This window comes from Saccharothrix xinjiangensis, assembly GCF_039527585.1.
GTDB lineage: Bacteria > Actinomycetota > Actinomycetes > Mycobacteriales > Pseudonocardiaceae > Actinosynnema > Actinosynnema xinjiangensis.
The window spans coordinates 38,040-50,736 of record NZ_BAAAKE010000007.1; the positions used below are offsets into that span (position 1 = coordinate 38,040).

Here is a 12,697-nt window from a genome sequence, read left to right on the forward strand (position 1 = left end):
GTTTCCGGGCGGGTGTTCCGGGTAGCCGCCGCACGGCGATCGGGGCGGTCCCGCGCCGGACGACCTGCGAGGGGGACGCGGTGCCGGGTGTGCTGGTGGCGGGCGGCTGGGGGTTGCTGGCCGGTTCGGCCCTGGTGGTGGGGGCCCTGGTCGGGTACCTGGTCCGGATCCCGGCGGGCGCGGTGGCCGGTGTGATGGCCTTCGGCAGCGGCGTGCTGCTCTCCGCGGTGTCGTTCGAGCTGATCGCCGAGGCGCACGAGCGCGGCGGCCTGCTGCCGACGGCGGTGGGCGCGGTGACCGGCGCGCTGATCTACACGCTGGCCAACGTCGCCCTGGCCAAGCGGGGCGCGCGGCACCGCAAGCGCTCCGGCGGGCAGCAGCCCTCCGAGGAGGAGCGGTCCGGCTCCGGCACCGCCATCGCGCTGGGCGCGCTGCTGGACGGGGTGCCCGAGTCGATCGTGATCGGCACCAGCCTGCTCGGCGGCGGCTCGGTCAGCGCCGTCACGGTGGCGGCGGTGTTCATCAGCAACGTGCCCGAGGGCCTGTCCAGCGCCTCGGGGATGCGGCAGGCCGGTCGCGGTCGCGGGTACGTGTTCGGGCTGTGGATCGGGATCGCGGTGATCAGCGGGCTGGCGGCGATGCTCGGCTACGGCGTGCTGGGCGGCGCGTCGGGCGCGGTGCTGGCCGCGATCACCGCGCTGGCGGGCGGCGCGATCCTGACCATGGTCGCCGACACGATGATCCCCGAGGCGTTCGAGAACGCCCACCTGTGGATCGGCCTGATCACGGTCGCGGGCTTCCTCACCGCCTTCGGCCTGTCCCAGCTCGAAGGCTGACCCCGCCACCCGCGCTTTGCCCCGGGGCGCGCCGCGGCGATGATGGTCGTCGACACCCGCGGCCCATCCCTGGAGCGCCATGGCCCACCCCGAGGAACCCGGACCCGGCGACACCGAGCACGCCGGGGGAGTCGAGCACGTCGACGTGCTCATCGTCGGCGCGGGCATCTCCGGCATCGGCGCCGCCCACTACCTCCGCACGCGGCTGCCGGGCAAGTCGCACGTCGTGCTGGAGGCGCGCGGCGCGATCGGCGGCACCTGGGACCTGTTCCGCTACCCGGGCGTCCGCTCCGACTCGGACCTCTACACCCTCGGCTACGAGTTCAAGCCGTGGACCAGCGAGAAGTCCATCGCCGACGCGGCCACGATCCTCGACTACCTGCGCGAGACCGCGGTCGAGAACGGCATCGACCGGCGGGTCCGCACGCACCACCGGGTGCTCGCCGCCTCCTGGTCCTCCGCGGACGCGCGCTGGCTGGTGGAGGTCGAGCGCTCCGACACCGGGCAGCGGCTGCGGATGACCTGCGGCTGGCTGTTCTGCGCCAGTGGCTACTACGACTACGAAGAGGGGTTCACGCCTCGGTTCGAGGGCCGCGAGCGGTTCCGCGGCCCGGTCATCCACCCGCAGCACTGGCCCGGGGACTTCGACCACGCCGGCAAGCGCGTGCTGGTCATCGGCAGCGGCGCCACCGCGATGACCCTCGTCCCGGCCCTGGCCGGCGCCGCGGCCCACGTGACGATGCTCCAGCGCTCGCCCACCTACGTCATGCCCGTGCCGACGGTGGACCCCGTCGGCGCGCTGCTGCGCAAGGTGCTCGGCGTCCACCGCGCCTACCCGCTCATCAGGCGCAAGAACATCGCCCAGCAACGCGCGATCTGGTTGTTCTGCCGGCGCTTCCCCGGGGCCGCGCGGCGCCTGATCCGCCGCGTCAACGCCAAGCAGCTGCCCGAGGGCTACCCGGTCGACGAGCACTTCCGCCCCACCTACGACCCGTGGGACCAGCGGCTGTGCGCCGTCCCGGACGGCGACCTGTTCCGGGCCATCCGCGGCGGGCGCGCCTCCGTGGTGACCGACCACGTCGAGACCTTCACCGAGCGGGGCGTGCGGCTGGTCTCGGGACGGGAGCTGGAGGCCGACGCCGTCGTCACCGCCACCGGGCTGAAGCTGCTGCCCATGGGCGGCATCGCGCTCACCGTGGACGGGCGGCCCGTGACCCTGTCCGACACCGTGGCCTTCCGCGGCATGATGCTCAGCGGCGTGCCGAACTTCTCCTTCGCGATCGGCTACACCAACGCCTCCTGGACGCTGAAGGTCGGCCTGCTGTGCGAGCACTTCTGCCGGCTGCTGGCGCACATGGACGCCCACGGGCACGACACCTGCCGCCCCGACCCCGGTGACGGCCCGATGACCACGCGGCCGCTGCTGGACTTCGGCGCCGGCTACGTCCGGCGCTCCCTGGACCGGCTGCCGCGCCAGGGCGAGCGGTACCCGTGGCTGATGTCGATGAGCTACCACGGCGACGTGGGGCTGCTGCGCGACCGGCCGGTGGAGGACGAGCACCTTCGGTTCAGCCGCGGGCGACCAGGTACGCCGGCACCACCACCGCGGTCGGCGCCGGGTACGCGATCCGCACCGCGGTGATCACGCGCCGGGCCGCCCGGTCCCGGCCGGCGGCGGTGAACCGCATCCGGAGCATGGTGGCCGGCAGGCAGATCGTCGAGAGCGTGAGGAAGGCGTAGCAGGCCCACTCGATCGCGACGGTGCAGGTGACCTGGGGGAGCGAGGAGACCACGGTGGTGAGCAGCACGGCGGCGGCCAGGACGATCGTCGACGTGGTTGACCCGGACGCCGGCGCCGACGACCTGCCGCCGGGCGAGCAGCCGGCCGTCGAGGTCGACCACCTGCCCGGCCGCGACCTCCGCGGCGGTCGCCTCGCCGGGGCGCGGCACGTGCGGCACGAGCTGGACGGGCGCGGAGACGAACCGGGAACCGTTGCTCTCGACCACCGCGATCTCCCGGTCGGTGGTCCGGTCCGCGTCGAACCTGATCGGGCCGAGCAGCCCCTCGGGCACGTCCAGGGCGGTCAGGGCGTCCCGCGGCGAACGCCGGTCACCGGCCCGGTCGGCGTCCCCGAACCGGGGGCGCGCCTCGCGGAGCGCGTGCAGCAGCGCGGTGGCGGCGTCGTGGGCGGTGGCGGCCTGCCGGGTGGGGGCGTGGCCGTGGGCCAGCTCGAACCCGTCCGCCCACCCCAGCGCGCGACCGGCGAGCGCGTCGACGGCCATGGGCGTGACCCCGCGCAGCTCACCCGGCCCCAGCCCCGGCCGGTGCTCCGACAACGAGCGCAGCAGCGCGTCGTGCGCGGCGTCCGCGGTCAGCGCGTCGGTGACGAACACCGGGGCCGCGACGCCGGCGGCGCGCAGGGCGGTGATGGCGCGCACGCCGACCTCCACGTGCGCCGCGAGCACGATCGGGCCGGGATCGGGGCCCAGGGCGGCGACGGCCTCGCGCACCGACTCCTCCGACCCGGTCACGACGAGGCGGTGCCCGACGGTCCCGTGCCGGGTGAACGCGTCGGCGAAGTCGTCGCCGACGCCGCGCCCGTACCCGCTGCCGTCGCTGACGACCGAGGCGCGGCGGGTCCCGGTCACGTGGGCCAGGTAGGCGGCGAGGAACTCGCCCTGGTCCCGGTCGGTGAAGACGGTGCGGAAGTACCACGGGTTGTCCGCGGTGAGCCCGTCGGGGTGATCGCGGGCAGCCCGGCGGCGGCGTAGACCGGTGCGGTGGCCCGGGAGGTCTCGCCGCGCCCGTGCCCGATGACGGCCAGCGCCCGGCCGTCGCGGACCACCACCCGGCCCACACCACGCCCGCGACCAGGGCGGCCACCGCCAGGACGGCTGCGGGGACGACCCACCGGCGCCGTGAGCGCGGGGCTGGACCGGCGGGGGTGGGGGTCGCGGGGTTGGAGGTGGTGGGACTGGCGGTTGCCGGGGTGGGGGTCGCGAGGCCGCGGGTGGTCGGGCTGGAGGTTGCCTGGCCAGGTTTCGCGGGGCCTGCGGTTGCTGGGTCGGGGGTGGCTTGGCCAGGAGCGAGCGGCGGCGCGGGCGGTTCGGTCAGCCACTCCACTTCCGCCGGGGGCGCCGCCTCGACACCGCGCAACGCCTTCAGCAGCCGCCGGTCACGCCGATCCTCCCTCGACGACACCGCGCCACGGGGGATCCACCGCTCACCCCTGGCGTCCCCGAGTACAACCGAACCCTCCGGGACGCGACGGCCGTCGCCGCGCCTGTCACACCGTCGGCACGCCGGTTTCACCCTTCGGTGCGAGGAGGCGGACCGAGGTCGTCGGGGCCACCTCGTCACGGCCCCCGCGCGGGACGCCTCCCCGTTGCCGCTGGGAGCGCGGAACGCCTTTCCACCACCGCTGGGGGCGCGGCGCCGCTCAGGGCTCCGCCGGCGCGGAGGCCGCCTCGCGGTGCTCCGCGAGCGTCCGGGCGACCTGCTCGCGCAGGCCGTCGACCGCGCGCCGCCCGCCGCGCGCGCCCGCCGCCTCGGCCGGGCTCACCGGGCACTCCACCGGGATCACCGCGGGGTCGGACTCGTGCGGGCGGGTCGCGGACCGCACCGCGTCGTCGTACTCGTCGAGCACCGCGGCCAGGCGCGCCAGCTCCTCCGCCTCGGCCCGGCCGCCCAGCTCCGGCGGGGTCGCGGTGGCCTCCAGGCGGGCCGCCGGCTCGGCGCGGTACCGCTCGGCGAGCGCGGGCACCGCCGCCAGCGCGGCCCGGAGGTCGCCTGCCGCGGCGTTCCGCGCGGTCGCGTCCCGCGCCAGCCCGCGCGCCAGCTCGTCCCGCAGGTCGCGTTCACCGTCGTCGAGCGGGCGGACCGGGGGCGGGTGGTTCGGCAGGCAGTGGCCGACCAGGGTGAAGCCCGGCGGCGCGGACCCCGCCAACCCGCCGACGGAGTCGACCAGGTAGGTGCGGAACCCGGCGGTGGCGGTGGTCCACTCCTCCTCGTCGGTGACGCCGTGGTGCGCCGCCAGCGCGGCGAGCACCGCGTCGGCCGCGGCCCCGGGGTCGGCGAGCGGCCGCGCCGCCAGCACCCGGTTGAACACGGCGAAGTCCCGCTGCCGGTGCCGCTGCGGGGTTTCCCGCCACGCGCGACCCTGCTCGGCGATCCAGTGCCACGAGTGGCGGGCGGCGGTGAACACCGGCAGCGCGAACAGCGGCCCGTTCTCCTCGCGCCACCGCCGCGCGCCCTCGGCGACGTCGCGGGTGAACGCGGTGCGCGCGGCGGCCAGGGCGGACGCGGCGCCGGGGCTGAGCGCGCGGCGCGCGGCGGCGTCCGCGGTGAGGCTCGCGAGGAGCCGCCGCACGTCGCCCCGGTCGTCCGCGCACCGCAGCTCCGCGGCGGTCGCGGCCATCCGCCGCCGCGCCGCCAGTTCGCCCTCCAGCTCGGCGATCCGCCGCCGGTGGTCCCGCAGCGCGTCGACCAGCGGCCACGGCAGGTCGGCGGTGTCGGCGAGGACCGCGTCCAGCGCGGCGAGGTCGTCCGGCGGCGACGCGAGCAGCGCCGCCAGCCGGTCCAGCACCCGCTGGTCCCGGCGCCGTTCGAGCAACCGGATCCGCGCCGCCCACAGTGGGCCGGACACCGCGTCGGCCAGCCGGCGCAGCTCCCGTTCCACGCCGGTCCACCGCTCCAGCCGCTCGCGGTTCGCCGCGTGGAACTCGTCGACCCAGCCCTGGACGCGCCGGTGCGCCTCGTCGGCCTCGCGGTCGGCGAGCGGCAGCACGTGCACGCGGCGGTCCTCCACGTCGGTGCACACCACCAGGCACGGCACGTGCGCCTCGACGCCCAGCCGCCGCGCGAACCCCGACCCGCCCGCGCCGGGGAAGGACGCGAACCGCACCGGGTCCGCGACGCCGGTGCGGCGCCCCTCCGCGAACTCGCGGGCCACCGCCGAGCCGTCGCCGAGCAGCAGCGCGCTCCACCCGAACGCGTCGGTCAGCGCCCGGCCCCGGTCGTCCAGGCGCAGCGCGCGTCGGTAGGCGGTCTCGGCGTTCGGAGCGCGGGAACCCATGCGCCGAGCGGAACAGCCGCGAGCGGGCGCTGTCAAGGCGGCGGCCCGGCCGGGGACCCGCCCGCTCCACTGTGGACGACCCGCCGGCCGGGTCGCCGCCCGACCCGGCCCGAACCCGTGGCGAACGGAGGTAGCCGGTGGGCTGGGTGGGGCAGTAGCGTCTGGTTGTGTCGGAACGGGACGAGGTCATCGCCGGGCGCTACCGGCTCGTGTCGCTGCTCGGTCGAGGGGCCGCCGGTGTCGTGTGGCGGGCGCGGGACGAGCGGCTGGGACGGGACGTCGCGGTCAAGTTCCTCGGTGCGGGCGACTCGCCGGACGCCGTGGAGCGGATCGTGCGCGAGGGGCGGGTCGCCGCCAAGGTGCGGCACCCGCACGCGATCAGCGTGCACGACGTCGTCGAGCACGGCGGCAAGCCGTGCCTGGTCATGGAGTACCTGCCCTCGCGGACGCTGGCCGAGCTGGTCGACGAGCGCGGGCCGCTGCCCGAGGTGCTGGTGGCGGGGGTCGGGTGGCAGGTGGCGTCGGCGCTGGCGTCGGCGCACGCGGTCGGCGTCGTGCACCGGGACGTCACCACCTTCAACGTCCTGCTGGGCGACGACGGCACCGCGAAGATCACCGACTTCGGCATCTCCCGCGCCATCGGCGAGGGCACGGTGACCGATCCCCGGGTCGTCGTGGGCACGCCCGCGTTCCTCGCGCCGGAGGTGGCGGCGGGTGAGCAGGCGGTGTTCGCCTCCGACGTGTACTCCCTCGGCGCGACGCTGTACGCGGCGCTGGAGGGCCACCCGCCGTTCGGGGCGACCGACAACCCCTACGCGCTGCTGCGCCGGGTGTCGGAGGGGCGGGTGGAGCCGCTCCGGTCACCCGGGCCGCTGGGCGACGTGCTGTCGCGCGTGCTGCGCCGCGACCCCGGCGAGCGGCCGACCATGGCCGAGGTGCACGGGTTGTTGGGCGCGGTCGTGGAAGGCCGGCCGTTGCCCGGCGCGGGGCCGTTCGGCGAAGTCCGGGGGTTCGACGAAATCGAGTCGAGCGGTGACGGGGAATTGACCGGTGGCACGACGCCGATCAACGGGACTCGGTTTTGTGGCGAAACCCGTTCTGCCGATCAGACCGCTTCGGTCGACGAGACCCGACCTGTCGACCTGACCCGCTCGATCGGCGGAACCGGGTCCGCCGTCGACGACCCGCCCGCGGGCGGCACGCGACTGCTCCCCGCGCCGCGCCGCCCGCGGTGGCGGAAGGTCGCGCTGGTGACCGGCGCCGCGGTGCTGGTCGCGGCGGGTGTCGTGCTGGGCGTCTCCCTCCGGGGCGACGACCCGGTCGACGGCGCCGCCCTGCCGGCCCGGGGCACGGCGTCCACCGCGGTCACCACCGCGGACACCACTGCTGGAACCGCCACCGGGACCACCGCAGCCCCGGCCGCGCCCGCCGACTGCACCGCCCGCTTCCGGATCACCAACTCCTGGCCGGGCGGCTACCAGGCCGAGGTGACCGTGCGCAACGACGGCGGTCGCGCGCTCACCGCCTGGACGGTGTCCTGGCCCCTGCCGCCGGGCCACGCCATCGGCAACCTGTGGGACGGCACCCTCGCCGCGGAGGGCGGTTCGGTGCGGGTCGGCAATGCCGACTACAACGCCGAACTCCCCGTGGGCGGCTCGACGACCTTCGGTTTCACGGCCAACGGCCCCGAGGCGCCGCGTCCGGACGTCACCTGCGCGTCCGGCGACTGATCGTCCGGTCGGCGCACGGCCTCCCACGTCCGGGTGAGTGCGCCGCCGCTGTCCGGCGACCCGGCCCGGCGGGCGGCCGGCGGCTGCGGCAGCCTACGCCCCACCGACGACGGCGGCCATGTGTCCTGCACCTCGCACGGGAACACCCCGCCTGTGCGCTGCGCCACTTTCCTTGCAATAGGCCGAGCGGTGTGTGAGGGCGGTTAAAAGCCTCGGCGGTCGACTTCCCGAGCTTCGGGGTCTCGCATTCCGGGAATGTCGGGTTTTGTCCGGTGGCAACCTGGCCGATCAATTTACCGGATGAGCCACCAGGGTGAACGCGGGGACGGGTGAGCGGTGCACAGCGCTACTCCGAACGGCTCAGTCCGGCCTGTTTTACCTGGTCGGCGAGCTCCGGTTGGTTGACTGTTCAATATAGGCGACAAATGGGTGAACTGATTCGCCTGTCGCAGCTCAAAGGCCATCCTTTGTGGATGATCAAAGTCATGTAACAGACTGGTTACATCGTCTCCGCTTCGGTCTCACGATCAATGGAGGCTATTTCCTGACCAGCTGATTCCGCCTTGACTGGCATGTTGCCCTTGAGTACCGTACGAACTCGTTCTGGGGTTTGGCGAATAGCGGTTCACGCCTTCGTCGAGATGCTTTTTCGATTCCGCTTCCTGCTGGGGGGAGAGTGGAGTGATCAGTTACGTGTGCCCGCTGTTCGTCGGTGGACCACCTCGGGGTGAAACGCCGTGAACTCGTCATTGATCTTCGGCAAGTGGTACGAGCGCGCCGGTGTGCGCACCGATCCCCACCGCACCTTCTGCGCGGAGGTGGAGTCCGGCCTGAAGGCGTTCCCGCTGAAGCTCATCCCGCACCTGGCGCACCCGCTGACGGAGAAGCTCCCGGAGGAGGAGCGCGACGCGGTGGTCACCCGCCGCTTCTACGACTACATGAACTTCGTGGCGAACCTGGAGGCCAAGGTCGTCAACCGGGGCACGCTGGTCGTGGCGTTCGACCAGGCGGGCCTGGACATCGACCGGCAGCTGCGGCTCGACGCGTGGAAGATCTACTGCGACGAGGCGCACCACGCCCACACCAGCTTCGACATGGTGGACCAGGTGGAGCGGGCGACCGGCGTGGCCGGCCTGCCCTACTCCTTCGACCACACCCTCGACCGGCTCGACGGCAGCGGTCGGGCGCTGCACCCGCAGACCGCGCAGCTGCTCCAGGTCGTCGTGTTCGAGACGGTGGTGACCTCCCTGCTGGAGGACATCCCCAACGACGAGACGGTCGCGGGCACGATCCGCGAGGTCGTCGGCGACCACGCCCGCGACGAGCGGCGGCACCACGCCTTCTACACCCGGTTCTTCGACTTCCTCTGGGGCGTCATGGACGAGGACACGCGGGCCCGCTCCGCGCGCTGCCTGCCCGGCATCATCACCGCCTGCCTCTCACCCGACGTCCCCGCCATCCGCAACTCCCTGCTCGCCACCTCCCTCACGCCCGGCGAGGTGGACCAGGTGATCGGCGAGACCTACACCACCGCCTCGGTCCAGGCCGACCTCCGCGCGTCCGCGAGGCACACCCTGAAGATGTTCTACGACCACGACGTCCTGGAAGTGCCCGGCGCCCGCGAGGACTTCGCGAAGGCGGGCCTGCTCCTGCCCGAGGCGGGTGGCCACCATGGGTGAGCCCGGCCAGTTCCCCTACGACGCGGGCCTGCACCCCGGCGGGTACACCACCAGGCACTGGACGATCCGGCAGCTCGCCGGCCTCGGCGACGCCACCGACACCAACGCCCGGTTCCGCTACCTGCTCGACCGCGGCGAGACCGGACTGTCCCTGGCGTTCGACCTGCCGACGCAGATGGGCCTCGACCCCGACGACCCGGCGACGGTCGGCGAGGTCGGCCGCGCGGGCGCGTCGATCGCGACGGTCGACGACTTCGCCGCGGTGTTCGACGGCATCCCGCTCGACCGCATCTCCGTGTCCTTCACCATCAACGCGACCGCGCCGATGATCCTCGCGATGTGGATCGTGGCCGCGGAGGAGAGCGGCGTCGACCCGGCCGCGCTGCGCGGCACCCTCCAGAACGAGATGCTCAAGGAGCACCTGGCGCGGCACGCGGTCGTGTTCGACCTCGACCACAGCTTCCGGTTCTCCCTCGACGTCATCGAGCACTGCGTCCGGCACCTGCCGAAGGTCAACCCGATCTCGATCTCCGGCGGCCACGCGCGGGAGGCGGGCGCGACGCGGCCCCTGGAGGTGGCGCTCGCCATCGCCGACGCGGAGCAGTACCTCGACGGCATGATCGCCCGCGGGTTCGCCGTGGACGAGGTGGCCGCGCAGTTCAGCTTCATCTTCGGCTCGCACCTGGAGATCCTGGCCGAGGCGGCGAAGTTCCGCGCCGCCCGGCGGATCTACGCCACCCGCATGCGCGACCGCTACGGCGCGCGCGACGCGAAGTCGATGAAGCTGCGCGCCCAGGTCAACACCTTCGGCTCGGCCCTGGCCGTGCAGGAGCCGCTGAACAACATCGCCCGCACGACCGTGCAGGCCATCTCGGCGGTGCTCGGCGGCGTCCAGTCGCTGCACGTGTGCTCGTTCGACGAGGCGGTGCAGACGCCCGGCGAGCTGGCGGCGCGGGTCGCGCTCCGCATCCAGCAGATCCTGCTGCACGAGACCGACCTGGCGCGCCACGTCGACCCGCTCGGCGGCTCCGCGGTGCTGGAAGGGCTCGTCGACGAGGTCGAGGCGGAGGCGCTGTCCTGGTTGGACCGCATCGAGCAGCGGGGCGGCCTGCTCGCCGCGCTGCGCAGCGGCTGGCTCTCCGGCGAGATCGACGACATGGCGTTCCGCGACCGCGGTCCCGTCGTCGGCGTCGCGGACGCGGACGAGTCGGAGCACGAGCGCGCCCTCCTGCGCGAGCAGCGCAAGTCCGGTGTCGCCGCCGGCAGGCGGAGGCCCTTCTCCCGGGCCGAGTGCCCGGACCAGCTCGCCGCCGTGACCGCGGCCGCCGAGGCCGGGCAGAACGTGCTGCCCGCCCTGGTGGAGGCCGCACGGGCACGGGCGAGCATCCAGCAGATGTGCACGGCGGTGGCCCGCGGCATCGGCCACCCCGCCGGCCTGGCGTCCCCGGCCCACGCCTGAGACCACAGCGGTCCCCCGTCCCACAGCGATCGTCGTTCAACCCACAGGAGCACCCATGTGCGGGATCACCGGCTTCGTCGACTTCACCCCTGCCTCGGAGGAGCGGGAGGTGCTGATCGACACCATGACCGCCACGATGCACCGCCGCGGTCCGGACGACCAGCGCACGTGGCTGGACCGCCACGTCGCGCTCGGCGTGCGCCGGTTGTCGGTGGTGGACCTCGCCGGCGGTGTGCAGCCGATGGTCGCCCAGAAGCCGGGTGAACCCCCGGTCACCCTGGCCTACACCGGCGAGGTCTTCAACTGCGACGAGCTGCGCGCCGAACTGCGGTCGCACGGCCACACCTTCAAGACCAGCAGCGACACCGAGGTCGTGCTGGCGTCCTACCTCCAGTGGGGCGCGGCGTGCGCGGAGCGCCTGCTCGGCATGTTCGCCTTCGCGGTGTGGGACGGCCGCACCGACGAGGTGCACCTGATCCGCGACCGCTTCGGCATCTACCCGATGTACTACACCGAGGTGCCCGGCGGGTTCGTGTTCGGCTCCGCGCTGATGGCCCTGCTCAAGCACCCGGCCGTCGAGCCGGTCGTCGACACCGAGGGCCTGCGCGCCATCGTCGACTTCGTGAAGGCGCCGGAGAACGGCATCTTCGCCGGCGTCAAGGAGGTCCGCGGCGGCACGATCGTCCGCTTCGGCCGCAACGGGCTGTCGGTCAGCACCTACTGGGCCCCGCCCGCCCGGCCGCACGAGGACGACCTCGACACCACCGTGGGCACGGTCCGCGAGCTGCTGGAGGACGCGGTCCGCAGGCAGCTGCACAGCGACGTGCCGCTGGGCGTGTTCCTGTCGGGCGGCCTGGACTCCAGCGCCCTGCTGGCGCTCGCCGCCCGCCACAACGGCGGCGAGACCCTGCGCACCTACTCGATCGACTTCGCGGGCCACGACAAGGTCTTCACCCCCGACGAGGTCCGCTCCACCCCGGACTACCCGTTCGTGGAACGCATGGTCCGGCACCTGGGCACCGACCACACCCGGGTCGTGGTCTCGCCCGAGGAGCTGATGGACCCCGAGGTGCGCCGGGAGGTCCTGCTGGCCCGGGACATCCCGACCTCGCTGGGCGACCTCGACACCTCGTACCTGCTGCTGGCGCGCCGGTTCCGCCAGGACTGCACGGTGGCCCTGGGCGGTGAGGGCGCGGACGAGCTGTTCGGCGGCTACCACTGGTTCCTGGAGGACCGCTTCGTCGACGCGCAGGCGCTGCCGTGGCTGGAGTTCGGCCGCCAGATGGCCGGCAAGAACGGCCTGCGCAACACCGGCCTGATCAACCCGGAGCTGGTCGAGTCGCTGGGCAGCGACGAGGCCGAGCGCGACCTGTACGCCTCGGAGGTCGCCAAGATCGAGAAGCTGCCCGGGGAGTCCGACGTGGACCGCAAGATCCGCATCGTGACCTACCTGAACCTGACCGGCTACCTGCGGATCATCCTGGACCGCAAGGACCGCATCGGCATGGCCGTGTCGCTGGAGGGCCGCGTGCCGTTCCTCGACCACCGGCTGGTCGAGTACGTCTACAACGTGCCGTGGGCGATGAAGTCCTTCGACGGCCGGGAGAAGTCGCTGCTGCGCGCCGCCGTCCGCGACCTGCTGCCGCCCTCGGTGCTGTACCGCAAGAAGGCCGGCTACCCGCCGATCGACGACCCGGCCTACGACCGCTCGCTGCGCGCCATGGTCACCGACCTGCTGGCCGACGGCTCCGCGCCGATCCAGCCGTTCCTCGACCTGTCCACCGCGAAGTCCTACCTGTCGGACCCGACCTCCGACGCGGTCAAGGGGAAGGTGAACCGCTTCTCGCTCGAAATGGTCCTGTACCTCAACGAGTGGCTCGACACCTACAACGCCCGGCTCGCGATCTGATGGGGTACC

At 73.8% G+C, this 12,697-nt stretch carries 7 protein-coding genes and 1 pseudogene; 6 read left to right on the forward strand and 2 right to left on the reverse strand.

Features of this window, described 5'->3' with window-relative positions; all coding sequences use genetic code 11:
* Positions 1 to 80 precede the first annotated feature (80 nt).
* Positions 81 to 836: a ZIP family metal transporter gene (locus ABD223_RS17470; protein WP_344037316.1), complete on the forward strand. Its 756-nt coding sequence runs from the start codon at positions 81 to 83 to the stop codon at positions 834 to 836.
* A gap of 79 nt (positions 837 to 915) precedes the next feature.
* Positions 916 to 2,478, forward strand: coding sequence for a flavin-containing monooxygenase (locus ABD223_RS17475; protein ID WP_344037317.1), 1,563 nt, complete (start codon positions 916 to 918; stop codon positions 2,476 to 2,478).
* 362 nt (positions 2,479 to 2,840) lie between these two features.
* Here the strand turns inward: ABD223_RS17475 and ABD223_RS17480 are convergent.
* Together ABD223_RS17480 and ABD223_RS17485 are read right to left on the reverse strand one after the other, a co-directional pair.
* Positions 2,841 to 3,920: pseudogene (locus tag ABD223_RS17480) on the reverse strand (ABC transporter substrate-binding protein); the annotation flags it as partial.
* A 356-nt stretch (positions 3,921 to 4,276) separates the two neighbouring features.
* Positions 4,277 to 5,911, reverse strand: coding sequence for a hypothetical protein (locus ABD223_RS17485; protein WP_344037318.1), 1,635 nt, complete (start codon positions 5,909 to 5,911; stop codon positions 4,277 to 4,279).
* A 167-nt stretch (positions 5,912 to 6,078) separates the two neighbouring features.
* Here ABD223_RS17485 and ABD223_RS17490 point away from each other — a divergent pair, with 167 nt between their 5' ends.
* The 4 genes from ABD223_RS17490 to asnB all read left to right on the forward strand — a co-directional run bounded on the left by ABD223_RS17490 (position 6,079) and on the right by asnB (position 12,688).
* The gene (locus tag ABD223_RS17490; protein ID WP_344037319.1) at positions 6,079 to 7,641 is read left to right on the forward strand and encodes a protein kinase domain-containing protein; all 1,563 of its coding nucleotides are present in this window, start codon (positions 6,079 to 6,081) and stop codon (positions 7,639 to 7,641) included.
* 737 nt (positions 7,642 to 8,378) lie between these two features.
* Positions 8,379 to 9,320, forward strand: coding sequence for a diiron oxygenase (locus ABD223_RS17495; protein WP_344037320.1), 942 nt, complete (start codon positions 8,379 to 8,381; stop codon positions 9,318 to 9,320).
* Positions 9,313 to 10,779 carry a methylmalonyl-CoA mutase family protein gene (locus ABD223_RS17500; RefSeq protein WP_344037321.1) on the forward strand — a complete coding sequence of 489 codons (1,467 nt, stop codon included), beginning with the start codon at positions 9,313 to 9,315 and terminating at the stop codon, positions 10,777 to 10,779. Before ABD223_RS17495 ends, ABD223_RS17500 begins: the two co-directional genes overlap by 8 nt.
* Before the next feature lie 55 nt (positions 10,780 to 10,834).
* Positions 10,835 to 12,688, forward strand: coding sequence for an asparagine synthase (glutamine-hydrolyzing) (asnB, locus tag ABD223_RS17505; RefSeq protein ID WP_344037322.1), 1,854 nt, complete (start codon positions 10,835 to 10,837; stop codon positions 12,686 to 12,688).
* Positions 12,689 to 12,697: the final 9 nt, after the last annotated feature.